The sequence below is a fragment of the Pseudomonas synxantha genome (assembly GCF_900105675.1).
GTDB classification, from domain to species: domain Bacteria; phylum Pseudomonadota; class Gammaproteobacteria; order Pseudomonadales; family Pseudomonadaceae; genus Aquipseudomonas; species Aquipseudomonas synxantha.
In genome coordinates this window covers 5,625,179-5,648,823 of the sequence record NZ_LT629786.1, presented here as the reverse complement: position 1 = coordinate 5,648,823, position 23,645 = coordinate 5,625,179, and the positions used below count along the sequence as shown (strand labels likewise).

Annotated in this window: 22 protein-coding genes and 1 riboswitch; of the genes, 14 read left to right on the top strand and 8 right to left on the bottom strand. The window is 59.9% G+C overall.

Annotation, left to right across the window (positions count from 1 at the left end; translation table 11 throughout):
- Positions 1 to 14 precede the first annotated feature (14 nt).
- A riboswitch (S-adenosyl-L-homocysteine riboswitch) is annotated at positions 15 to 121 on the bottom strand.
- 198 nt (positions 122 to 319) lie between these two features.
- The 3 genes from BLU48_RS26165 to BLU48_RS26155 all read left to right on the top strand — a co-directional run bounded on the left by BLU48_RS26165 (position 320) and on the right by BLU48_RS26155 (position 3,703).
- A complete protein-coding gene (locus BLU48_RS26165) occupies positions 320 to 724 on the top strand; it encodes an acyl-CoA thioesterase (RefSeq protein WP_043046224.1) in 405 nt (134 codons plus the stop codon).
- A 100-nt stretch (positions 725 to 824) separates the two neighbouring features.
- Positions 825 to 2,744, top strand: coding sequence for a patatin-like phospholipase family protein (locus BLU48_RS26160; protein ID WP_057022869.1), 1,920 nt, complete (start codon positions 825 to 827; stop codon positions 2,742 to 2,744).
- Between the two features lie 71 nt (positions 2,745 to 2,815).
- Entirely contained in the window at positions 2,816 to 3,703 is an 888-nt protein-coding gene (locus BLU48_RS26155; RefSeq protein ID WP_043046222.1) for a formate/nitrite transporter family protein, read from the top strand.
- Here the strand turns inward: BLU48_RS26155 and BLU48_RS26150 are convergent.
- On the bottom strand, positions 3,697 to 4,956 hold the full coding sequence (locus tag BLU48_RS26150; protein WP_057022870.1) for a cation:proton antiporter: 1,260 nt from the start codon (positions 4,954 to 4,956) through the stop codon (positions 3,697 to 3,699). The two genes, BLU48_RS26155 and BLU48_RS26150, sit on opposite strands and share 7 nt — an antisense overlap.
- A 102-nt stretch (positions 4,957 to 5,058) precedes the next feature.
- Here BLU48_RS26150 and BLU48_RS26145 point away from each other — a divergent pair, with 102 nt between their 5' ends.
- Together BLU48_RS26145 and BLU48_RS26140 are read left to right on the top strand one after the other, a co-directional pair.
- Entirely contained in the window at positions 5,059 to 5,892 is an 834-nt protein-coding gene (locus BLU48_RS26145; RefSeq protein ID WP_057022969.1) for an EamA family transporter, read from the top strand.
- A gap of 31 nt (positions 5,893 to 5,923) precedes the next feature.
- Complete coding sequence (locus BLU48_RS26140; RefSeq protein WP_057022871.1) at positions 5,924 to 6,310, top strand: MAPEG family protein; 387 nt, start codon at positions 5,924 to 5,926, stop codon at positions 6,308 to 6,310.
- Between the two features lie 63 nt (positions 6,311 to 6,373).
- On the opposite strand, the gene mltA is transcribed toward BLU48_RS26140, so the two are convergent.
- A complete protein-coding gene (gene mltA / locus BLU48_RS26135) occupies positions 6,374 to 7,567 on the bottom strand; it encodes a murein transglycosylase A (protein WP_057022872.1) in 1,194 nt (397 codons plus the stop codon).
- Between the two features lie 129 nt (positions 7,568 to 7,696).
- Here mltA and BLU48_RS26130 point away from each other — a divergent pair, with 129 nt between their 5' ends.
- Entirely contained in the window at positions 7,697 to 8,146 is a 450-nt protein-coding gene (locus tag BLU48_RS26130) for a c-type cytochrome (RefSeq protein WP_046069891.1), read from the top strand.
- Positions 8,147 to 8,152: 6 nt separating this feature from the next.
- Here the strand turns inward: BLU48_RS26130 and BLU48_RS26125 are convergent, their stop codons facing one another.
- From BLU48_RS26125 to BLU48_RS26110, 4 genes are all read right to left on the bottom strand, one after another.
- On the bottom strand, positions 8,153 to 8,548 hold the full coding sequence (locus BLU48_RS26125; protein WP_057022873.1) for a DUF1090 domain-containing protein: 396 nt from the start codon (positions 8,546 to 8,548) through the stop codon (positions 8,153 to 8,155).
- 39 nt (positions 8,549 to 8,587) lie between these two features.
- Complete coding sequence (gene ligB / locus BLU48_RS26120) at positions 8,588 to 10,252, bottom strand: NAD-dependent DNA ligase LigB (protein ID WP_057022874.1); 1,665 nt, start codon at positions 10,250 to 10,252, stop codon at positions 8,588 to 8,590.
- 110 nt (positions 10,253 to 10,362) lie between these two features.
- Positions 10,363 to 11,553: a methionine adenosyltransferase gene (gene metK / locus BLU48_RS26115; protein WP_043046210.1), complete on the bottom strand. Its 1,191-nt coding sequence runs from the start codon at positions 11,551 to 11,553 to the stop codon at positions 10,363 to 10,365.
- Between the two features lie 19 nt (positions 11,554 to 11,572).
- A complete protein-coding gene (locus BLU48_RS26110; protein ID WP_046069888.1) occupies positions 11,573 to 12,568 on the bottom strand; it encodes an ArsR/SmtB family transcription factor in 996 nt (331 codons plus the stop codon).
- 259 nt (positions 12,569 to 12,827) lie between these two features.
- Here BLU48_RS26110 and tkt point away from each other — a divergent pair, with 259 nt between their 5' ends.
- The 6 genes from tkt to fba all read left to right on the top strand — a co-directional run bounded on the left by tkt (position 12,828) and on the right by fba (position 19,183).
- Complete coding sequence (tkt, locus tag BLU48_RS26105) at positions 12,828 to 14,825, top strand: transketolase (protein ID WP_005792201.1); 1,998 nt, start codon at positions 12,828 to 12,830, stop codon at positions 14,823 to 14,825.
- 138 nt (positions 14,826 to 14,963) lie between these two features.
- Entirely contained in the window at positions 14,964 to 16,019 is a 1,056-nt protein-coding gene (epd, locus tag BLU48_RS26100; RefSeq protein WP_057022875.1) for an erythrose-4-phosphate dehydrogenase, read from the top strand.
- 17 nt (positions 16,020 to 16,036) lie between these two features.
- On the top strand, positions 16,037 to 17,200 hold the full coding sequence (locus BLU48_RS26095) for a phosphoglycerate kinase (RefSeq protein WP_043046203.1): 1,164 nt from the start codon (positions 16,037 to 16,039) through the stop codon (positions 17,198 to 17,200).
- Between the two features lie 31 nt (positions 17,201 to 17,231).
- A complete protein-coding gene (locus BLU48_RS26090) occupies positions 17,232 to 17,459 on the top strand; it encodes a hypothetical protein (protein WP_046069886.1) in 228 nt (75 codons plus the stop codon).
- A 63-nt stretch (positions 17,460 to 17,522) separates the two neighbouring features.
- Positions 17,523 to 17,855, top strand: a complete 333-nt coding sequence (locus BLU48_RS26085; RefSeq protein WP_057022876.1) for an MliC family protein — start codon at positions 17,523 to 17,525, stop codon at positions 17,853 to 17,855.
- A gap of 263 nt (positions 17,856 to 18,118) precedes the next feature.
- Positions 18,119 to 19,183 carry a class II fructose-bisphosphate aldolase gene (gene fba, locus BLU48_RS26080; protein ID WP_003177554.1) on the top strand — a complete coding sequence of 355 codons (1,065 nt, stop codon included), beginning with the start codon at positions 18,119 to 18,121 and terminating at the stop codon, positions 19,181 to 19,183.
- A gap of 59 nt (positions 19,184 to 19,242) precedes the next feature.
- Here fba and BLU48_RS31890 read toward each other — a convergent pair whose 3' ends face one another.
- Together BLU48_RS31890 and BLU48_RS26075 are read right to left on the bottom strand one after the other, a co-directional pair.
- The gene (locus tag BLU48_RS31890; protein WP_124356341.1) at positions 19,243 to 19,590 is read right to left on the bottom strand and encodes a hypothetical protein; all 348 of its coding nucleotides are present in this window, start codon (positions 19,588 to 19,590) and stop codon (positions 19,243 to 19,245) included.
- A 430-nt stretch (positions 19,591 to 20,020) separates the two neighbouring features.
- The gene (locus BLU48_RS26075) at positions 20,021 to 20,686 is read right to left on the bottom strand and encodes a polysaccharide lyase family 7 protein (RefSeq protein WP_043046198.1); all 666 of its coding nucleotides are present in this window, start codon (positions 20,684 to 20,686) and stop codon (positions 20,021 to 20,023) included.
- A 310-nt stretch (positions 20,687 to 20,996) separates the two neighbouring features.
- Here BLU48_RS26075 and BLU48_RS26070 point away from each other — a divergent pair, with 310 nt between their 5' ends.
- Complete coding sequence (locus BLU48_RS26070; RefSeq protein ID WP_057022877.1) at positions 20,997 to 23,102, top strand: putative bifunctional diguanylate cyclase/phosphodiesterase; 2,106 nt, start codon at positions 20,997 to 20,999, stop codon at positions 23,100 to 23,102.
- A 42-nt stretch (positions 23,103 to 23,144) separates the two neighbouring features.
- Entirely contained in the window at positions 23,145 to 23,645 is a 501-nt protein-coding gene (locus BLU48_RS26065; RefSeq protein ID WP_032879017.1) for a M48 metallopeptidase family protein, read from the top strand.

Genomic DNA, 23,645 nt, shown 5'->3' with positions numbered 1-23,645 from the left:
CTCCATTCGTAATGTGCGAATGGGCGCCGTTGTGCGTTTAGTATCAGGCCAGGGCAACCAGGCCGGACAACGCCCCATCCGAGCCTGACAGGTTGAACCTGCTGCAGCGCCCCTCGGACAGGTGGCGGGAGAACGGTATCAACTGAAGATGACCGTTTTGAAACGGAGGCGATTATAGCCGCGTAAGCGGCACTTCCCAAGCCTTTCCGTCGGCGGCATGCACATCGCCCATGGGCTCGATAGGCAATGGCGCGTAGAGCTTGGCCGCGGGCTCTGCCATGATGTTGCCTATCATTCGGCAAGACGCTTTGGAGTGACCATGAACTTCCACACCCGCAAATGGGTAAAACCCGAAGACCTCAACCCCAACGGCACCCTGTTCGGCGGCAGCCTGCTGCGCTGGATCGACGAAGAAGCGGCCATCTACGCGATTGTCCAGCTCGGCAACCAGCGCGTGGTGACCAAGTACATCTCTGAAATCAACTTTGTCAGCGCCTCGCGCCAGGGTGACATCATCGAACTGGGCATCACCGCCACCGAGTTTGGTCGCACCTCGATCACCCTGACCTGCGAAGTGCGCAACAAAATCACCCGCAAGAGCATCCTGACCGTGGAAAAAATGGTCTTCGTCAACCTTGGCGAAGACGGCTTGCCGGCACCCCACGGCCGTACCGAAATCAAGTACGTGAAGGATCAGTTCAAGGATGACGGTCTCTCTGAGTAACAACTGCACGGCATGATTTGCGTTACCAGATTCTACCGCATGGATCTTTCCGAGGCTCTCTCATCACTCAGGCCTACACCCTGTAGAGAGAGCCTCGTGTATGAATGTCTCCAGTTCCGTTGTACAGAGTCAGCCACTATTACCTCAAAACCTCGATCAACAGGTGAAGACGCCGTTGGTCAAAGGCGTGGGCGAAAGCAAGGTAAGCGTTTTTCGCCACGGCGACGGGCGCGTGGAGGTGGCGCTGTCACCACCGCCCCCGGCTCACTTGGTGCTCAGTGGTGGTGGTGCCAAGGGCATCGCCTTCCCAGGGATGGTGCAGGCCCTTGAAGAGGCCGACAAACTGAAAGACATCAAGGTGGTTTCCGGCTCATCTGCCGGTGCGATCTCTGCAGCGGTGCTCGCCAGTGGCATGGACGCCAAGGCATTCACCGAGTTGTCGAACGACCTCGATCTGCCCAGCTTGCTCAACAGCAAAGACCCGGTCCTGGCATGGTTGCAGAATGTCAGTTCCCAGCTTGGCAAGCTCGCCGGCAAGCTGCCTGGCCCGGCGGGTAATATTTCTCAACTGTTGCTGACCATGTTGCCTCGCCTGCAAACCGAGGCACAGCCACTGGAGGAATTGATCCGCGACCAGTCGCGTCAATCGGCACTTGCTCATATCGCGAACGTGCCCGCAGCCAAGCGACCGACCGAAGTCACGGAGATCGCCGACCGGCTCAGTGCGGGAGCAGGGCCCACCTTTCGCGACCTGGAGGTGTTGAGCCGCCATATCCCGGCAATCAAGCAGCTCAACATCACCGGTACGGGCATGTTCGATGGCCGCCCGCAATTGGTGGTGTTCAATGCCAGCTTGACGCCGGATATGGATATCGCCCGTGCTGCGCATATTTCGGGTGCACTGCCGGGCCTGTTCAAGAGCCCAACCGAACAAGGTCATGCGTTCCAGGCGCAGGCAGAAGTCACGGCGTTCCAGGACGGTGGCCTGTTGCTCAATACGCCGGCTCCCGGTGTTATCGAACGTTCTTTCCCGGAAAGTCCCCTGAGCAAGGACGAAACGCTGATCGTAAAATTCGAGTCTGAAAAGACTTCCGAACCGCCCAAAAGTGGCGGTTTTTTCAGCTTTCTGGGCGATACCTTTACGGCAACCCCGCACACCGCCGCCGAGGCCTACCAGGATGAACGGCTCAAAGCGTTTGCGGAGCAGACGGTAACCTTGCCGCTGAAATCGGAAAAGGGTGATTTCAGCGGCCTGCTCAACGGCACTGTTAACTTCACCATGACCCCTGAGCAGAAGCTGCATCTGCAAGCCAAGGCTCACCAAGCGGTGTCGGGGCATCTGGAAAAGCGCGAACTGGTGCGTGAGCGCCATGAGTTCGCGTCCTTGGACGATGCTGTGATGGCGATGGATGATCAAATGCTTGCCGGCGTGCAGGATGAACTGCAAAAGGATCAAGCCGGCGCAGATGCGCTGCGGTTTCGCCAGGAGGCACAACAGGCGTTGCAAGCGTTGGACGCTGCGATCAGCGAAGCCAATCAGTCAAGCACATCGCTGGTGATTACGCCGAAGCTGGCTTCGGCGCTACGCAACCTGGATGCTCTGGCCAGCAGGCCCGAGCACATCGAGTGGCTGGGCAAGCGCTTGAATGCGCCGGGCCATCGTAATTTCCAGCAGCTTTTGCAGGTGGGTGCCAGGCTGGCAGCGGGTAACGCACGAGACATGTCCAAAGTGTTGAACAGTGCTGTCGGTGAAATGAAACGACGGGATATGCGGGTAAAGGCCGAGAACTTTACGCGGGAGGTCATCTACCCATCGCTATACCGTCCTGGCCAGCCGGCATCCAACGTTGAACTGTTACAGCGTGCGGCGCGTGACCTAGGGGAGGCGACGACACCGCAAGAGTTCAACAATGTGCTCAACGGCATCATTAAGTACTATCAAGCGCGTAATAAGCCCTGGAGCGTCCCGTTCAGTTCTACCACCGTAGAACAGGCAAAGGCCTGGCGCATTCCCGTTTAGTTGTCGAGCCATTGAACAGCCATCGTTGCGGCAGGTCGTAGTTTCAAGCACCTCTCGGACTCTGGTACATCATGGCCACTCAAGCAGACGGCAAGACCCCCAACCTGTCGCAGGAAGAGCAACAGGACGTCGACAAGAACCAGCCGCCGCGCGCGGCGGTTCTGCACGAAATCATCCGCACCCAGGGCGATCAGGAACTGGAGCGCAGCGTCGCCGCCTTGTGGTGGTCGGCACTGGCGGCGGGACTCACCATGGGGCTGTCGTTGATGGCCATGGGTTTGCTCAATTCACGCCTGCCGGACGGTGAAGGCTTCAAGGTGATTGCCAGCTTCGGCTATTGCGCGGGGTTTCTCGCAGTGATCCTGGCACGCCAGCAACTGTTTACCGAAAACACCCTGACTGCGGTGCTGCCGGTGATGAGCAAGCCTACCCTGGGCAATGCCGGTCGTCTGTTGCGGCTATGGTCAGTGGTGCTGGTGGGCAACCTGTGCGGCACCTTGCTGGTGGCTTACGTGATGCTGCACTTGCCGATTTTTGACACCAAGACCGACCTGGCCTTCCTCGACATCGGGCGCAAGATCATGGAAAACGATCCCGGTCAGATGTTTGCCAAGGGCATTGTCTCCGGCTGGATGATCGCCACCATGGTCTGGATGATCCCATCGATGGAAAGCGCGAAGATGTGGATCATCATCCTGATCACTTACCTGATGGCGCTGGGGGACTTCACCCATATCGTCGTCGGCTCGGCGGAAGTGTCGTACCTGGTGTTTGCCGGCGAGTTGCCATGGAAGGACTTCTGGCTGATTTTCGCCGGGCCGACGCTGGCCGGCAATATCATCGGCGGCAGCTTCATCTTCGCACTGATCAGTCACGCGCAGATCCGCAGTGAAAGCAGCCTGCCGGGCAAAGCGGCTGCGGATCCAAGGCATCCGCAGCAGATCAACAAGGATCAGTGAGGTTCAGGCGTGACCTGGGGCTCGTCCTGGGTCACGTGCTTGACCAGCTTGCCGATGCTCAAGCCCTGCAACAGGATTGATGACAGCACCACGATGTAGGTGATGCTCAGCAGCAAGTCACGCTCCGGGCCGAGCGGCAGGGCCAGGGCCAGGGCGACCGAGACGCCACCACGCAAGCCACCCCAGGTCAGGATGCGGATAGTGCCACGTGGCACCGTGCGCCAGCGCCGCAGGAGCAGGATTGCCGGGGCCACGGTCAACAGGCGCGAGAGCAGAATCGCCAGCGCCAGCAGGCTGGCTGCGAACACATGCAGCCAATTGAACGGCAACAGCAGCAGTTCCATGCCGATCAGCGCAAACAACAGGGCGTTGAGCATGTCGTCAAGCAGTTCCCAGAAGCCATCCAGGTAACGACGGGTCATATCGTTCATGGCCAGCTTGCGCCCCAGGTTGCCGATGATCAGCCCCGCGACCACCATCGCAATCGGTGCCGAGACGTGCAGTTCCGAAGCCATGGCCGAGCCGCCGATCACCAGGGCGAGGGTCAGCATGACCTCGATCTGATGCTGTTCGATGCTCTTGATCATCAGGTACACGAGGTAGCCGATCAGCCCGCCAAAGGCCACGCCGCCAATGGCCTCGTGGGCAAACAGCATCGCAGTGGCGCTCACGGTGGGCGTCTGGCCCAACTGCGCGATGCCCAGTAACACGGTAAACACCACTACCGCGGTGCCGTCGTTGAACAGCGACTCGCCGACGATGGTGGTTTTCAAAGGTTTCGATGCATTGGCGGTACGCAGTACGCCAAGCACCGCAATCGGGTCGGTGGGGGAAATCAAGGCGCCGAACAGCAGGCAGTAGAGGAAGCTAACGTGCCAGCCAAACAGGGCGAAAATGTAGTACGCCAGGCTGCCGATCACGACGGTGGCGATCAGCACGCCAAAGGTTGCCAGCAAGCCGATGGGCCAGCGGTAGCTGCGCAAGTCGTTCAAGTTGACGTGCAAGGCGCCGGCGAACAGCAGGAACGAGAGCATCCAGTTCATCAGCAGATCGCCGAAATCGATCTGGCCGATCAGTTGCTGGACGCGTTCCTCCAGGCCCGGGTAGCCGAGCACGCTCAGGCCTTGCAGGATCAGCGAAAAGATCAGCGCGGTGACCATCACGCCGATGGTCGGTGGCAGGCCGATGAAACGGAAGTTCACATAGGTGAGCAGGGTGGTAAGGCAAATGAAGGCGGCAACAAGTTCAAGCATCCGGGGTCCTTGGAACGGGAAGTGTAGGCACACGAGGTGCGCCGAAGCAGGGTTTAGTATAAACATGTGCAGTTACATGAAGAATCAATTGCGGAGGTCCTGGTGGTAGCGACAGCTCTGGTGCTGGTAGCGGCGCTGTTGCATGCGACGTGGAACACCTTGATCAAATTCAGTGGCGAACGTTTGTTGGTCATCGCCTGCATGGACAGTGTGGCGCTGCTGTTCGTGGTGTTCGCGGTAGGGTTTGTGTCCTTGCCGCCGCTGGGCATCTGGCCGTGGATCATTGCCTCTGCACTGTTTGAATTGCTCTACCGCTATTTGTTGATCCAGGCCTATCGGGTCGGTGACCTGGGCCTGGTGTATCCGCTGATGCGCGGCTTATCGCCTTTGGTCGTGCTGATGCTGACCTTGGTGTTTGCCGGCGAGGTGCTGAGTACCCAGCAGATCCTGGGCATTTTGCTGATCCCGTTCGGCATGTTGTGCCTGTTGTGGCAGGGCGGGGGCGGCGACCGGTTGCCGTGGTCGATGCTGCCGGTGGTGTTGCTGATCGGCCTGTGTATCGGCTGTTACACCTTTCTGGATGGGCAGGCACTGCGGCGCTGGGCGCACCCCTTGGATTACCTGGTGTGGCTGACGCTGCTCAGCGCCTGGCCGTTTCCGTTGCTGGCATTGGTGCGAAAACGCGCAGCGTTCGGCCTGTTCTGGCGCACCCAATGGCGGTTGGGGCTGAGCGTGGGGTTATGTGTGTTGTTGAGCTACGCTTTGGTGCTTTGGGCCATGCAGTTGGGCTCGATTGCCGAGGCCGCCGCGCTGCGGGAAGTCAGCGTGATTCTGGTGGTGCTGTTCGGCATGCGTTATTTGAAAGAACCTTTCGGCCGGCCACGGCTCATAGCCTGTGGGTTGGTGTTGATCGGCATGTTCGTGATGAAATTCTAACCGTCGGATAAATCCAAAAAAGGAATGAGTGATGACAGTGGCTTTCTGGTGTGTGTTGATTGCATTTTTTCTGCCTTACTTGTGCATTGGCGTGGCCAAGTTCAGTGGCGGCAAGTTCGGGCTGCGGCACAATCACGACCCGCGTGCGTTCCTCGATACCCTCGAAGGCTTCGCCAAACGCGCCCATAGTGCCCAGCTCAACAGTTTTGAAGTAACCCCCGCGTTTGCCGCAGCAGTGATCATTGCGCACCTGGCCGGCACGGCAGAGCTGGTGACGATCAATGTACTGGCGGTGTTGTTTATCACCAGTCGCCTGTTGTACATCATCTGCTACTTGGCGGATTGGGCCATTTTGCGATCGCTGGTGTGGTTCGTGGGGATGGCGTTGATCGCGAGTTTCTTCTTCGTCTCGATCTAAAGCCTGATGCAGAAACCTTGTGGGAGGGGGCAAGCCCCCACCACATTTGATCTTCAGCGTTTGTCAGGTACCAGCTGGCGCCTCTGGTACCTGAGGCAATGGCGCACCCTTTGGCCACAACATCCAGATCTGCCCCTGTTGCTTCATATTCCCTGCCAGCTCGCCTGCCGCATCACCCGTGCCCCAGAACAGGTCTGCCCGCACTTCGCCGGTGATTGCGCCGCCGGTGTCTTGGGCTGCAACGGGCCGGATGATCGGTGAACCGTCGGGTTTGGTGGTCGACAGCCACAGCAGGCTACCCAGCGGGATCACCTTGCGATCCACCGCCACGCTATAGCCGGCGGTCAATGGCACGTTCAGCGAACCGCGCGGGCCTTCGTTGCTGTCGGGGCGGGCGCTGAAGAAAACGTAGCTGGGGTTGCTCGCCAGCAGCTCTGGAATACGCTGCGGGTGTGCCTTGGCCCAGGCACTGATGGCGCCCATGGTCACCTCTTCTTTTTTCAGCTCGCCTTGCTCTACCAGCCAACGGCCGATAGGGCGATAGGGGTAGCCGTTCTGGTCGCCATAACCGACACGCAGTTGGCGCCCGCCCGCCAGTTGAATACGCCCCGAACCCTGGATCTGCAGGAATTGCAGGTCCATCGGGTCAGTCAGCCAGGCAATCGGCTTGGCGGTCGAACCTTGGCTGTTGAGGGTGCTGGCGTCGTCGTAGGGCTTGAGTACGCGGCCTTCCAGGCGCCCGCGCAGACGCTTGCCCTTGAGTTCCGGGTAGATACTTTCGAGGTTGACGATGATCAGGTCATCCGGCACACCGTATACCGGCACGTGGGCGCTGGCGGTTTTTGTCAGGCTGCCAGGATAGACCGGCTCGTAATAGCCGGTGATCAAGCCATGTGGGGTGTTGTCAGCCGAACGCAGGCCGAATACATCCAGGTGCTCTTTGAGGAAGCCACGGACCGCCACGGCATCGCCCGGTACGCTGGTCGCGGCTGCGCAGGTCGTGCCCCACACCGGGTCGGCCTTGAGGCGCTGGCAGGCGCTGCGCCAGGATTCAAACCCGGCCAGCAAGTCGCTGTCGGCGACAACCGGCAAGGCTTCCCAAGGCGCACTCACATAGGTGGCGACGGCGTGAGGCTTGGCTTCTTCTTTGGCGACTTCTTTGTCGGTGTCTTTACCTGCATCGCAGCCGGCCAGCAGCGCGATCATCGGCAGAGCCCACGCCAGGCGGCGGCTCCAGGGTTTAAAGGTGACATTCATCTAGGCAATTCCTGAAACGATTGCCCGTGCGTCGCTGCAGGCGGGCAACCCTTATTATTAATAGGGCTATTGGTCTTTGTGGGCGGTGCGAGGATACTGGCCGCCGTTTTCCGTGACCTTGAAGCCATCATGATGTTAAAAAAACTGACCGTTGTACTGCTGGCCTGTCTGGCCTTGTCCGCCTGTGGCGGTGTCGACCCCAATTCCCCTCTGGGCCAGCGCAAGGCGATCTTCAAGCAGATGCTCAAGACCGGCGAAGACCTGGGCGGCATGTTGCGTGGACGTATCCCGTTCGACGGCGCCAGGTTCGCCGAGGGAGCGGTCAAGCTGGATGCCTTGTCCCATGAACCGTGGAAGCATTTCCCGAGTGTGCGCGAAGAAGACCACACCAGCGCCAAGGACGATGTCTGGCAAAAACAGGCGCAATTTCAGCAACTGGCCCGCGACCTTGAGGCGGCCACCGGTGAATTGGTGATCGCCAGCCAATTGCAGCCCTACAAGGCCAGCAACCTCCAGCCTGCGGTGCAGAAAGTCGAAGATGCCTGCAGCGCCTGTCATAAGCAGTTCCGCGACCACTGACCGGGTTTATTGGTCGAGTTCTTCCACCGCGTCCTGCAACTCTTTGCGCGACTCGGCCAGCTTGTCCTTACGCTTGTCGATCTTGTCCGGATCGCCTTTTTTCATGGCCTTGTCGAGGTCGGCCTGACGGCGGCTGACTTCATGCTTGGCGTCCAGCACCTTGTTTTCACGCTCTTTACGCAAGGACGCATCAGTGCAGTGGGCGGTGACTTCGGCCAGGGCTTTTTCCAGGCCGGCTTGCTGGGCGCTGTTGCCATGGGCCTTGGCCTGGTCTATCTGGGTGCTGATGGCCTGGCGCTTGGCGGCGCAGCCGGTAAGCGGCTGCGCGTCTTCGGCGGCCAGTAGTGGCGTGGCTGTGAAACTTGCGAGGGTCAGCAAGGCAAGGGGGGCGAGAAATTTCATATAAAGCTCCAAGGTCGCAATCAGGTGGCCGGGCGGCGTTCAAAACCCATCTATCCCGGCCCCGCGTAGTGTTTCAGCCAAGGCTTGTACCTGCGGGTCGCGAAAAAAAGCGCTGAGTTGCGCCGCACGTCCCGGGCCGATGCCGTCTGAGGCCAGCCAGGCTTGGGTGTCTTTGGCGACCAGTGTCTGCCAGTCGCCTTCCAGGTTGTTGCGCGCCGCAGGCGGTACGCCCAAGGCCTTGAGCCAGTCTGAAAAAGGGCGTTGCCGGGCGCTTTGAATATTGTCGAGCACCCGCGCACGGGTGCGATCACCGAAGCCCTCAATGGTAGCAAGCTGGGCCGCATCCAGGGTTAACCAATCGAGAAAGCCTGCGATTAGACCCGCCTGGATCAATATGTTCCAGGTTTCACGGCCCATATGTGGCAAGGCCAGGCCCTGTTTGCCGCTCAACCAGGTCAGGCGGGCGAGCAATTGATCCTCGCAGCCGGGGTCCAGTTGCCAGCAGCTCAGGGCATGAAAGGCTCGGGTATCGGGGACCTGCACATCCACCCTTGTGACGTTGCGCAGGACCACCTCATCCAGTCGGGGAATCACCTGGCCCGCCAGGCTGATGGACACTTGGTCGCCGGGGCGGATGTCCAGGGTTTTCCAGCGTTTCAATGAGCTGGCGCTGACCCGGCTGATCTGTCGATCATCCAGGCGCACGGGTTCCAGCTCGAGGATGGGGGTAATGCGCCCGGTACGACCGACCCGGAACTCGACGTTGCGCACCAGCGCCAGGGCTTTCACGGCCGGATACTTCCAGGCCACCGCCCAATAGGGGGCGCTGGCCTGCCAGCGTTCGGCGGGCGCCCGCACGGCCTGGTGCAGTACCACCCCATCGCTGGCGAAGGGCAGTGGCGCGTTGTACCAATGCGTGCGCCAATGCGCAGCTTTGCTGATGTTCTCGATAGGGTGGCTGTAACGCTGGCTGTCGGTAAATCCCCAGTGCGCCAAGGTGGCCAGGCGTTCGTTGAAATCGCTCGGCCCATCGGGCCAGGCCCAGACGAATAAGCCGATCCCTGCTGCCTCGGCATCGCTCAACTGTCGACGGTTCATCAGGCCAGCCACTTTGCTGCGTGCACTGAGCCCACCTTTCATCGATTGCACGTGGTGGCTCAGGCGCCAGTAAAGTTCGCCTTGCAACACCACATCCACCGCGTCTGGCAGCTGTTGCACGATGCCCGGGATCCTGCGCCCGGAGGCCGACCAGTCGTGCCCCAGCAGGCCATCGCCCCGGCTGATGAGCTGGTGCAAGCGACCCTGTCGATACACCAGCGTCACCGCGACGCCGTCGACCTTGGGCTGGACCCATACATCGTGACGGGTGCTGAGCCAGTCACTGACTGCCGACTCGTCCAGCAGCTTGTCCAGGCCGGTGTGCGCGACCGGATGAGGTAATGTGCCGCGTGAACTGGCCAGCGGGTTATCAGCTTCCGGCGTAGGCTGGAGGGTGCATTCGCGCCAATGCGCCAGGCGCTGGCGGGCCTGGTCGTAGAGTTCGTCACTGATGGAGGATTGGCCCTGGCGGTGGTAACTGTCGTCCCACTGGCTGACCTGCCTGGCCAGGGTATCGAGTTGCGTGCGAACGTCATCGGGGCACGTTTCTGCCCACGCCCAGCTGGAAAGAACACTGAGAAAAAAAGCCATGAACCTATGCATCATGAGCATCCTTGCTCGAAAAGGGTGCCCAGCCTAAGTCATCCAAGCGCCCACAAAAAAGCCCCGATTGCACGGGGCTTTTTACCGGGTGTTTCTGTCTGTAGCGCGAACGCTTACAGGCCGGCGGCAGTGCGCAGGTCGTTGGCGCGGTCGGTTTTTTCCCAGGTGAAGGTGCTGAAGGTGTCGTCGCCAACAGTCTTCTGCGCGGGGGTACGACCGAAGTGACCGTAGGCTGCGGTTTCCTGGTACATCGGATGCAGCAGGTCAAGCATGGTGGTGATCGCGTAGGGGCGCAGGTCGAAGATCTCACGCACCAGCTTGACGATCTTGTCATCGCTGATCTTGCCGGTGCCGAAGGTATTCAGCGAGATCGACGTCGGCTGGGCCACGCCAATGGCATAGGAAACCTGGATTTCGCAGCGCTCGGCCAGGCCGGCAGCCACGATGTTCTTGGCCACATAACGACCGGCGTAAGCCGCCGAACGGTCAACCTTAGAGGGATCCTTGCCGGAGAACGCACCGCCGCCGTGACGGGCCATGCCGCCGTAGCTGTCGACGATGATCTTGCGCCCGGTCAGGCCGCAGTCGCCCACCGGGCCGCCGATGATGAACTGGCCGGTCGGGTTAATGTGGAACTGGGTGTCCTTGGTCAGCAACTCGGCAGGCAACACGTGCTTGACGATCAGCTCCATCACGCCTTCACGCAGGTCGGCGTAGGACACGTCCGGGTTGTGCTGGGTCGATAGTACAACGGCGTCGATCCCTACGACCTTGCCGCCTTCGTAGCGGCAGGTCACCTGGGACTTGGCGTCCGGGCGCAGCCATGGCAACAATCCGGATTTACGTGCCTCGGCCTGACGTTGCACCAACTGGTGGGAGAAGGTGATCGGCGCAGGCATCAGTACGTCGGTCTCGTTGCTGGCGTAGCCGAACATCAGGCCCTGGTCGCCGGCGCCCTGGTCTTCAGGCTTGGCCCGGTCAACGCCCTGGTTGATGTCGGGCGACTGCTTGCCGATGATGTTCATCACGCCGCAGGTCGCGCCATCGAAGCCGACGTCGGAGCTGTTGTAGCCAATATCGGTGATCACATCACGAACGATCTGCTCGAGGTCGACCCAGGCCGTGGTGGTGACTTCACCGGCGATGATCGCCACGCCCGTTTTCACCAGCGTCTCGCACGCCACGCGGGCGAACTTGTCTTCAGCGATGATAGCGTCCAGCACCGCGTCAGAGATCTGGTCGGCGATTTTGTCCGGATGCCCTTCAGACACGGACTCGGAGGTGAAAAGGGAGTATTCGCTCATCTCGATGTTTTCCTGATATTTACCGATGGTGAGTGTCGCCAGCCGGCCGCTGAAAATGGCGGACCTGAATCTGGAAACCATTACGTAAACCTACATAGAGGCTTTCCCCGGGAACGAGTCCCGCAGCGGTGGCCCAACGGGCCAGATCGTCCTGTTCAAAACCCAGCCAGAGATCACCGCAGGCCTCCTTGGCCCAATTCTGGTTGTGGCTGCATAAATCCGTCACCAGCAGGCTACCACCGGGGTGCAGCAACCCGGCCATTTGCTTGAGGGCATCGGCCGGTGCGGCGAAATGGTGCAAGACCATGTTCAGCACCACGCAATCGGCCCGCAGGCCGGTGTCACCCAGGGCGTCGGCCAACTGCAGGCGCACATTGCCCAAGGCTTCGCGCTCACAGAGCTGGCGCGCCAGCTCCAGCATCGCCGGGCTGTTGTCCAGCGCCGTGACCTGCACAAAGCGGCGCGCCAGTTCCGGCAGGAAACCGCCGTCGCCAGGGCCGACTTCCAGGGCCGTGGCCTTATCACTGAAGCTCAGCTTGTCCAATAGCGCCAGCACGCTTTCGCGGTACTGGGCCAGCCCGGCGATCAGGTCCTGCTGGGCGCGAAACTTGTCGGCAACCCGGGAAAAAAAATCCTGGCTGGCGGCGGCGCGTTGCCCGTGCACCTGGCCGATCCGCGATTGCACATCGCTTGGCAGGCCCAGGTTGTCCACTTCCTCAAGCAGCGCCGCATGCAATTTGCCGCCCAGCTGTTCGGTGTGGGGCAGGGCGCGGCGGTAAAAGATCGCATTGCCTTCGCGGCGGGTGGCCACCAGGTCGGCCTGGGCCAGCACCTTCAAATGGTGGCTCATGCCGGACTGGCCGATGGCGAAGATCTGCGCCAGTTCCAATACCCCGAAGGAATCGTTGGCCAGTGCACGCAATACGTTCAAGCGCAACGGATCGCCAGCGGCCTTGCACAAGGCTGCAAGCTCATCGCCATCGTCAGGACGCAGGGAGGGCACGGGTAGGTTCATAAGGCCAGCAGTCTAGTGACGGGTTGGGATCCCCGCAAGGCCAATATCAAAAAGTTTTGATATTGATCGATAAGTGGCGGTTATAAGCCACCGCTATAACCCCTAGACGAACCTGTGGCAGGGTTCTGCAAGGGATAACTGTAGAAACCTCGGGAAAAAGCTCTTCAAGTGACTATCTGTCATTGCCCGCAGGCGGTGGCTGAGGGAAAATGCCGGTCCTTTTTTCCGTTTCTTTTAAGCAAACTCCAGGAGATCAGCGATGCCCAGCCGTCGTGAGCGTGCCAACGCCATTCGTGCCCTCAGCATGGATGCCGTGCAAAAAGCCAACAGCGGCCATCCCGGTGCCCCGATGGGCATGGCGGATATCGCCGAGGTACTTTGGCGTGACTACCTGAAACACAACCCGAGCAACCCGTCGTTCGCCGACCGTGACCGCTTCGTGCTGTCCAACGGCCACGGCTCGATGCTGATCTACTCGCTGCTGCACCTGACTGGCTACGACGTCACCATCGACGACCTCAAGAGCTTCCGCCAGCTGCACAGCCGCACCCCGGGCCACCCGGAATTCGGCTACACCCCAGGCGTTGAGACCACCACCGGTCCCCTGGGCCAAGGCCTGGCCAACGCCGTAGGCTTTGCGCTGGCGGAAAAAGTCCTGGGCGCGCAGTTCAACCGCCCTGGCCACGACATCGTCGACCACCACACCTACGTGTTCCTGGGTGATGGCTGCATGATGGAAGGCATTTCCCATGAAGTCGCGTCCCTGGCTGGCACTCTCGGCCTGGGCAAGCTGATCGCCTTCTACGATGACAACGGCATCTCCATCGACGGTGAAGTCGAAGGCTGGTTCACCGACGACACCCCCAAGCGTTTCGAAGCCTACAACTGGCAGGTGATTCGCAACGTCGACGGCCACGATCCTGAAGAAATCAAGATCGCCATCGACACCGCGCGCAAGAGCGCACAGCCGACCCTGATCTGCTGCAAGACCACTATCGGCTTCGGCTCGCCGAACAAGCAAGGTAAAGAAGACTGCCACGGCGCCCCACTGGGTGACGCGGAAATCGCCCTGACCCGCGAAGCGCTGAAGTGGAACCACGGCCCGTTTGAAATCCCGGCCGACATCTACGCCGAATGGGATGCCAAGGAAAAAGGCCTGGCCACCGAAGCCGAATGGGACCAGCGTTTCGCTGCCTACTCCGCCGAATTCCCGGAACTGGCCAACGAGCTGGTACGCCGTCTGGCCGGTGACCTGCCTGCCGACTTCTCGGCAAAAGCCTCGGCCTACATCGCCGAAGTCGCGGCCAAGGGCGAGACCATCGCCAGCCGTAAAGCCAGCCAGAACACCCTGAACGCGTTTGGCCCGCTGCTGCCTGAGATTCTCGGCGGCTCGGCCGACCTGGCCGGTTCCAACCTGACCCTGTGGAAAGGCTGCAAAGGTGTCTCGGCAGAAGATGCCAGCGGCAACTACATGTACTACGGCGTGCGCGAGTTCGGCATGAGCGCCATCATGAACGGCGTGTCCCTGCACGGCGGCTTGGTGCCATACGGCGCGACCTTCCTGATGTTCATGGAATACGCCCGTAACGCCGTGCGCATGGCCGCACTGATGAAGAAGCGCGTGATCCATGTGTACACCCACGACTCCATCGGCCTGGGCGAAGATGGCCCGACGCACCAGCCGGTCGAGCAACTGACCAGCCTGCGTACCACGCCGAACCTGGATTGCTGGCGCCCAGCCGACGCGGTTGAATCGGCCGTGGCCTGGAAGCACGCCATCGAGCGCAAGGACGGCCCTTCGGCGCTGATCTTCTCGCGCCAGAACCTGCAACACCAGGTACGTACCGACGCGCAGATCGCCGACATCAGCCGTGGTGGTTATGTGCTCAAGGACTGCATCGGCGAGCCGGAGCTGATCCTGATCTCCACCGGTTCGGAAGTGGGCCTGACCGTCCAGGCCTACGACAAGCTGACCGCCCAGGGCCGCAATGTACGCGTCGTGTCCATGCCGTGCACCAGCGTGTTCGAAGCCCAGGACGCCGGCTACAAGCAGTCGGTGTTGCCTTTGCAGGTCAGCGCGCGTATCGCCATCGAAGCGGCCCACGCCGACTACTGGTACAAGTACGTGGGCCTGGAAGGCCGCGTGATCGGCATGACCACCTACGGTGAGTCGGCGCCGGCACCAGCGTTGTTCGAAGAGTTTGGTTTCACCCTGGAAAATATCCTGGGTCAGGCTGAAGAGCTGCTGGAAGACTAAGTCAGTCTGCGTTGTCTGCACTGGCGCTATCGCGGGCAAGCCCGCTCCCACATTTGGATCGCGATCTAATGTGGGAGCGGGCTTGCCCGCGATAGCGGTAGTGCATTCGGCACCGAACTAACCTTGATCGAGAACCCCATGCCCCAACCGCGTCCTTACAAAGTTGCACTCAACGGCTACGGCCGCATTGGTCGTTGCGTCTTGCGTGCGCTGTTCGAGCGAGGGACGGCGGCCGGGTTTGAAATTGTCGCGATCAACGATCTGGCCGATATGGCCAGCATCGAATACCTGACACGCTTTGACTCCACCCACGGCCGCTTTCCCGGCGAAGTGCGGGTCGACGGCGATTGTCTGCATATCAATGGCGACTGCGTGAAAGTGTTGCGCAGTGCCACCCCCGAGGGCATCGACTGGGCGGCGCTGGGCGTCGACCTGGTGTTGGAATGCTCCGGTGCCTATCACACCCGTGCCGATGGCCAGCGTTTTCTCGATGCCGGTGCGCCGCGTGTGCTGTTTTCCCAGCCGATGGCCAGCGAGGCGGATGTGGACGCCACCATCGTCTACGGCATCAACCAGGATTGCCTGACTGGCGATGAACTGCTGGTGTCCAACGCTTCGTGTACCACCAACTGCAGCGTGCCGCTGTTGCGCTTGCTGGATCAGGCGATCGGTGTGGATTACGTGTCGATCACCACGATTCACTCGGCAATGAACGACCAGCCGGTGATTGACGCTTATCACCACGAAGACCTGCGCCGTACGCGTTCGGCGTTCCAGTCGGTGATTCCGGTGTCCACAGGTTTAGCTCGCGGCATCGAGCGACTGTTGCCGGAACTTGCCGGGCGAATCCAGGCCAAAGCCGTACGGGTGCCGACGGTGAATGTGTCTTGCCTGGATATCACCATGCAAACCGTCAGCGACACCGATGCGACGGAGGTCAACCGGATCCTGCGCGAGGCCGCCACCAGCGGCCCGCTCAAAGGCCTGCTGGCCTACACCGAGTTGCCCCACGCCAGTTGCGATTTCAACCATGACCCGCATTCGGCGATTGTCGATGCCAGCCAGACTCGCGTTTCCGGCCCGAGGCTGGTGAACATCCTGGCCTGGTTCGACAACGAATGGGGCTTTGCCAACCGAATGCTGGATGTTGCGGAACATTATCTGCACATCGCCTCTAAACAACCTCAACAGTAATTCAGGAACTGCGACCCATGACCGTGTTGAAGATGACCGACCTCGATCTGCAAGGTAAACGCGTACTGATCCGCGAAGACCTCAACGTCCCAGTCAAGGACGGTGTTGTCACCAGCGATGCGCGAATCCTGGCCTCGCTGCCGACCATCAAGCTGGCCCTGGAAAAAGGCGCAGCGGTGATGGTCTGCTCCCACTTGGGTCGCCCGACCGAAGGTGAGTTTTCTGCCGAAAACAGCCTCAAGCCGGTAGCTGAATACCTGAGCAAGGCCCTGGGCCGTGACGTGCCGTTGGTGGCTGACTACCTGGGTGGTGTTGATGTTAAGCCTGGCGATATCGTGCTGTTCGAAAACGTGCGCTTCAACAAGGGCGAGAAGAAGAACAGCGACGAACTGGCCCAGCAATACGCGGCGCTGTGTGACGTGTTTGTGATGGACGCTTTCGGCACTGCACACCGCGCCGAAGGTTCGACCCACGGCGTAGCCAAGTTCGCCAAGGTTGCCGCTGCCGGCCCGCTGCTGGCCGCTGAACTGGATGCATTGGGCAAGGCCTTGGGCGCTCCGGCCCAGCCGATGGCCGCCATCGTCGCCGGCTCCAAGGTCTCCACCAAGCTGGATGTACTCAATAGCCTCAGCCAGATCTGCAACCAGTTGATCGTCGGCGGCGGCATCGCCAACACCTTCCTGGCCGCAGCCGGCCATCCGGTGGGCAAGTCCCTGTACGAGCCGGATCTGTTGGATACCGCCCGCGCCATCGCCGCCAAAGTCAGCGTGCCATTGCCGGTGGACGTGGTCGTAGCCAAAGAGTTCGCTGAAAGCGCCGAAGCCACCGTCAAGCTCATCGCTGACGTGGCCGCTGACGACATGATCCTGGATATCGGCCCGCAAACTGCGGCCAACTTCGCCGAACTGCTCAAGGCATCCCAGACTATCCTGTGGAATGGTCCGGTGGGCGTGTTCGAGTTCGACCAGTTCGGCAACGGCACAAAGGTACTGGCCAAGGCGATCGCTGAAAGCTCGGCTTTCTCCATTGCCGGCGGTGGTGACACTCTGGCGGCCATCGATAAATACGGCGTTGCTGATCAGATCTCCTACATTTCTACCGGTGGCGGCGCGTTCCTCGAGTTCGTCGAGGGCAAGGTGCTGCCAGCCGTGGAAGTGCTGGAAACCCGAGCCAAGGGCTAAGGCTCGCGTGATCAGGAAAAGGAGTGTTCCCATGATCAAGTCGTTGGCACTGGTAATCGCAGCAGGCCTGCTGGCCGGCTGCGGCAGCACGCCAAGTGCGGCGCCCGAGGCGGATAACGCCAAGGCGCCGCTGAAAAAAAGCTGTTACCAGGCTGACTGGCAAGCCGAGACCATGCCGGTGATCAACAAGCGCATCGGCAACGAACGGCTGGAGAAATACGATTCCGCGCCCAACGGTCAGGAACAGGGTTGCCCATGACGGGTCTGATCCACTAACCGACAGCAAAGGCGGCCTTCCGGGGTCGCCGTTCGAGGATTGGCAATGAAAGGCGTTTTCGCCCTGGCAGCCCTGGCCCTGTTGGCTGGCTGCAGCAGCATGAACATGTTTAACAAGGCAGAGCCTGCCGATAAGTGGACCACCTGGACCTGCGACAGCAAGGCCGAGGTCAACTGGCGCTTTGCCAACCAGGCCCGTAGCGAGGTGGATGTACGCCTCGGTGGTTCGGACCAGGTTTACCGTCTCAAGCAGGAGGTTTCCGCCTCGGGCGTGTTGTACAGCGACGGCCAGTTGGCGTTTCACACCAAAGGTGAGGAAGGCCTGGTTTACTGGGTGGCCACCGATGATTTGATCGGGCGCGGTTGCAAAGCTCAGTGAAATTTTGACTGTAATGAGATCCAAATGTGGGAGGGGGCTTGCCCCCGATAGCGGTCTGCCGGACACCCATGTGCTGGCTGACACACTGCAATCGGGAGCAAGCCCCCTCCCACAGTAAATCGGGTTCCAAAGTGAGAGCCGGTTACTGCAATAACGATTCAGCAGCACAAGGTTCAACCCCTTGATCTGCAATAACTTGAATAGCAGCCGCCGCTACGGCAGGCTTGCACGATTAACGACCCTCGACCGGGAGAGACAACACAATGGCACTTATCAGCATGCGTCAAATGCTGGACCACGCAGCCGAGTTCGGCTACGGCGTCCCAGCCTTTAACGTCAACAACCTTGAGCAGATGCGCGCCATCATGGAAGCCGCTGACAAGACCGACTCCCCAGTGATCGTCCAGGCTTCGGCCGGTGCGCGCAAATATGCCGGCGCCCCGTTCCTGCGTCACCTGATCCTCGCCGCCATCGAAGAATTCCCGCATATCCCGGTGTGCATGCACCAGGACCACGGCACCAGCCCTGACGTGTGCCAGCGCTCCATCCAGCTGGGTTTCAGCTCGGTGATGATGGACGGCTCCCTCGGCGAAGACGGCAAGACCCCGACCGACTACGAGTACAACGTGCGCGTGACCCAACAAACCGTCGCCATGGCTCACGCCTGCGGCGTATCGGTTGAAGGTGAGCTGGGTTGCCTGGGTTCGTTGGAAACCGGCATGGCCGGTGAAGAAGACGGCATCGGCGCCGAAGGCGTGCTTGATCACAGCCAGATGCTGACCGACCCGGAAGAAGCGGCCGACTTCGTCAAGAAGACCCAGGTCGACGCCCTGGCCATCGCCATCGGCACCAGCCACGGCGCCTACAAGTTCACCAAGCCGCCTACCGGCGACGTGCTGGCCATCGACCGCATCAAGGAAATCCATAAGCGCATCCCCAACACCCACCTGGTGATGCACGGTTCTTCCTCGGTACCGCAAGAGTGGCTGGCGATCATCAACCAATACGGCGGCGACATCAAAGAAACCTACGGCGTACCGGTTGAAGAAATCGTCGAAGGCATCAAGTACGGCGTGCGTAAGGTCAACATCGATACTGACCTGCGTCTGGCCTCGACGGGTGCAATGCGCCGCCTGATGGCGACTAACCCGAGCGAATTTGACCCACGTAAATTCTTCGGTGCTACTGTGACGGCGATGCGCGATGTGTGTATTGCTCGCTACGAAGCGTTTGGTACTGCGGGTAATGCGTCGAAGATCAAGCCGATTTCGTTGGAAGCGATGTACCAGCGGTATTTGAAAGGTGAGTTGAACGCTAAGGTGAATTGAGCCTTAGGCGTTGAAGAGAAGCCCGCAGTGATGCGGGCTTTTTTATTATCGGTAGTGCTCTAATAAGTCTTTTTCAAGTCTATGCGATGGCTTCCGCCGTTCAGCCAATAGTTTCCGCTTAACGTGTCGAACGGTTGAGAGACGGTTACTGCATTTGAAACCAGTGAAAATGCATAATTTGCTGCGCTTCCGGGCGCGCTGGATAACTCGAAGCTGGCTTGACCTCCATGTTCAGCATTCGCAAAACTGTATTTGCCAATGAGCGGGTTGGCTCTGATGCCATCGTGATAGTCTGCCTTTATTTCGCCAGTACTGCTATTGGCTGCCGTAATGGTCAAGTAAAAATTCTGATTGGCGTTGCCGGCTCTAACTCCTGCATAGGTTCCCATTGGATTAGGCATTGTCATAGCTGCGCTCCTTATGGTGAAACTTCAAGTGTGGGAGCGTTTAAATTAGCGGGCCCGACAATAGAGATCACCTGTCAAAGTTGACAGTTTTTTATACCGTTTCGAGTTGATGCGCTGAGCGAGCAGGACTTAGGTAATCTAAGTGACCATTGGTCGCAAGCGAGCAATGCCGAAGGGTATTAAAAGCTGAGGTTATTTCTAATATACCGGGACTGTTTTGAAGGGTGCGGTTTAACGCTGTATGGCTGCGAAACCCTATCGCTGTTCAGCCAGTGGCCGGCTTAACTGGCCGCGACGGCCCTGTAGGACGAACCTCAGGCCCTCAGGCCACACAGGGCAAGTGTGGGAGGGGGCAAGCCCTCTCCCACAGGGGATCTGGAATGATCCTTGTGCTTATCGGACGTTGCCTACTCGAAATAGGCCAATCCATTTACTCGTGATCAATATCCAACTTCGCAAACGTCACCCGTGCCCCCTCCTGGCTGTCCCCACTGTTGTCCTGCACATACACCCCCGCCTTGAAGTACAACGGCTTGTCGCCCCAGGCCGCGCCGATGCGTTCATTCCACTCACTGTCGGCGGCATACACGCTGAGCAGCCCGGCTTTGTTCAGGTTGATCACGTAGGTGAAGCTCTTCTCCAGCGGCACATTGGAGGCGACGATTATCACCCGGCTTTCGGCTTCATCCGGGCGCATGCGCACCTTGGCGACGATATTGCCGGTCTGGGTTTTTTCCTTGAACTGGTACTCCAGCTTAATCAGCGGCTTTTGGCTGTCATAGGCGTGGATCTGGCCGATCACGATTTTGCCGGACGAGGGCACCTGATTGACCGCCAGGGTGGCGCGCAGAAAGTTGTCGGCCTCGGGGTAGGTCCAGTTGCGCAGGCGGCCGTCGGCGTAGGTTTCGCGCAGTTCGCTACGCGGGTAGATGGCGTTTTCGGTGCGGGTGCCGGTAACGGGGGTCCAGAACTGCACGTCGCTGCCTTCGGCCTGGAAGTATTGATCGTTGAAGCCGCTCAGTAGCCTCGGGGTGTCGATGGTCGTGGGCGGGGAGCCGACCGGAATGCTGAGGTTCCAGGTGGAAAGGTCGATCATGGTGTTGGCCTTTTACAGAGGGTGAAAGCGTTGGCCCGCAGGCCTTACCGGTTCTTTATAGGCGCTGCTCGTACGATTGTTAAACAATTGCTGGCAATTTATTGGCGTCAGAGGAATGCCAAAAAGCCATGTTGCCCATGAATCGCGGGCTACAGGGCCTTACCGTTAGTCGGCTACCTTGGCTTTGGTGCAATGAGGGCATTCGCGTCACTTCTGCTTTTTTGGAACCGGGGCTAGAGTGAGCCCTCAGTGTTTATCCGGCCTTTGTATCAGAAGTGACCGGTGCAGCTCCCTAAGGAAGAGACGTAGCATGGATGGCGCTCCACAACCCGGCGATGCAAGTTCGGTTCTTCTGGTGGTCGATGACTACCCGGAAAACCTCGTCAGCATGCGTGCGCTGTTGCAACGTGAAGACTGGCAGGTGATCACCGCCACGTCCGGCCTGGAAGCCTTGGAGTTGCTGCTGGCCCACGATGTCGACCTGGTGCTGCTGGACGTGCGCATGCCCGGTATGGACGGCTTTGAGGTGGCGCGCCTGATGCGTGGCAACCAACGCACACGCATGACGCCAATTATCTTCCTGACGGCCACTGCCCAGTCCCCCGCGGCGGTGCTTGAAGGCTATGCCAGCGGAGCGATCGACTACCTGTTCAAGCCGTTTGACCCGCATATCCTCAAGCCCAAGGTGCAGGCATTGCTTGAGCATCAGCGCAACCGCCGTGCCTTGCAGTGCCTGAGCCATGACCTGGAGCTGGCCAGGGCCTTTAATGCCTCGATACTGGATAACGCTGCCGAGGGCATCCTGGTGGTGGGCGAAGGCAGTGTGATCGAGTACGCCAACCCGGCTATCTCGCGTTTGCTGAACGCCACGATGGCTGAGCTGCAGGGCGAGAGTTTCCTGAGTTTCCTGCAAAAACCCCATGTGCCCGCCTGGTTGGGCTTCCCGATGTACGAGGCGTATCGCAGAGGTGAGACATGGCGCCAGCATGACGCCATTTTGCGCACCGGGCGCGGCCAGCAGGTGCCGGTGGCATTGTCCTGTGCGCCGTTGCCCGCCGAGCAGAAGGCCATGGTCGTGACGGTGCTGGACATGTCCGAAGTGCGCCATCTTCATCAGCAACTGGAATTCCAGGCCGTGACCGACCCGTTGACCGGGCTGCTCAATCGTCGTGGATTCCATCAGGCGGTAGAGAGCACCTTGTTGCGCAACGAACGCAACGAGCAGGCGCTGGTCTTGCTGTACCTGGACTTGGATGGCTTCAAGCGGGTCAACGATACGCTGGGCCACGACGCTGGCGACCGGGTGCTGCGCTGGGTGTCGGAACAGATGCAAGCCTGTCTGCGCTCCTACGACATTCTCGGGCGCATGGGCGGGGACGAGTTCACCGCGTTGCTTGAGTTGGAATTTCCCGAACAGGCGGCGAAGATCGCGGAAAAGCTCATCGAGCGAGTCTCTGTGTGCCAGCAGGTCGACGGTTTGGAGGTGATGCTCGGGGTCAGTATCGGGATCGCGACGTTCCCGGATTGTGGCTCGGACCTGAATGGTCTGTTACGAGCGGCGGACATTGCGATGTACGAAGCCAAGCGGGCCGGCCGTCAGCAGTATCGTTATTACGACCAGGAAATGAACGGCCGTGCCCGTTCGCGGCTGATGCTTGAAGACAGCGTGCGCACCGCCATTCAAAACAAGGATTTCACCCTGGTGTACCAGCCCCAGGTTTGTGTTGTGGATGGACGTTTGCGCGGTGTCGAAGCGTTGTTGCGCTGGCAGCATCCGAGCGTCGGCGATGTACCGCCGGGTCTGTTCTTGCCGCTGCTGGAAGAGGCGCGGTTGATCAGCCAGTTGAGCGCCTGGATCTACCAGCAAGTCGCTGCCCAGCGCCAAGCCTGGCAGGGCGTCTTCGACCCTGAGCTGGTGCTGAGCGTGAGCCTGAGCAGCAGCCAGTTCAATATGCCCAACCTGGCCAGCCAACTGCAGCAGATCCTGGAGCGATATGGGCTGCAGGGGCGACAACTGGAGGTGGAAATCGGCGAGAACTGCCTGATGAGTAACCTGGAGGAGTCGACCAAACAGCTGCAGCTATTGCGCCGGATTGGGGTGCGTATTGCCCTGGATGACTTTGGTTCAGGTCACTGTTCATTGGCCCATTTGCGGGACTTGCAGTTCGATACCCTCAAGCTTGACCCGCAACTGGTGGCGCGCCTGCCCGGTTCGACGCGGGATGCGGCGATGGCACGCAGCATCATCCAGTTGTGTGGGCATTTTGATGTGCTGGTGATTGCCGAGGGGGTGCAGACCCTTGAGCAAATCCAGTGGCTCAAAGCCAATGGTTGCACGCACATCCAGGGGCCGTGGGCGGCGGCGCCATTGATGGCCGAGGACGTTGCTGGTTGGTCGTACCCGCGTTTGCCTTGAATTGGCTACACTGGCGCCCGTCCGAATTGCGTTGCAGACCCCATGACCGCGTTGAAATACCTCCAGGCCTATCCCGCTGCGCTCCAGGAGCAAGTGCGCCAACTGATTGCCAAAGACCAGTTGGGCGCCTACCTGGAACAGCGTTACCCCGAACGCCACGCCGTGCAGAGCGACAAGGCCCTGTACGCCTATGCCCTGGCCTTGAAGCAGGAGCACCTGCGCAACGCACCCTCTATCGATAAAGTGCTGTTCGATAACCGGCTGGACCTGACTCATCGCGCCTTGGGTTTGCACACTACGATTTCGCGGGTGCAGGGCGGTAATCTCAAATCCAAGAAGGAGATTCGCATCGCTTCGCTGTTCAAGGAGGCGGCGCCGCAGTTTCTGCGCATGATCGTGGTGCACGAACTGGCCCACTTCAAGGAATCGGACCACAACAAGGCGTTCTACAAACTCTGCCAATACATGATGCCGGACTACCATCAAGTGGAGTTCGACCTGCGGGTCTACCTCACATGGCGAGACCTGCAAGGCAAACCCTGA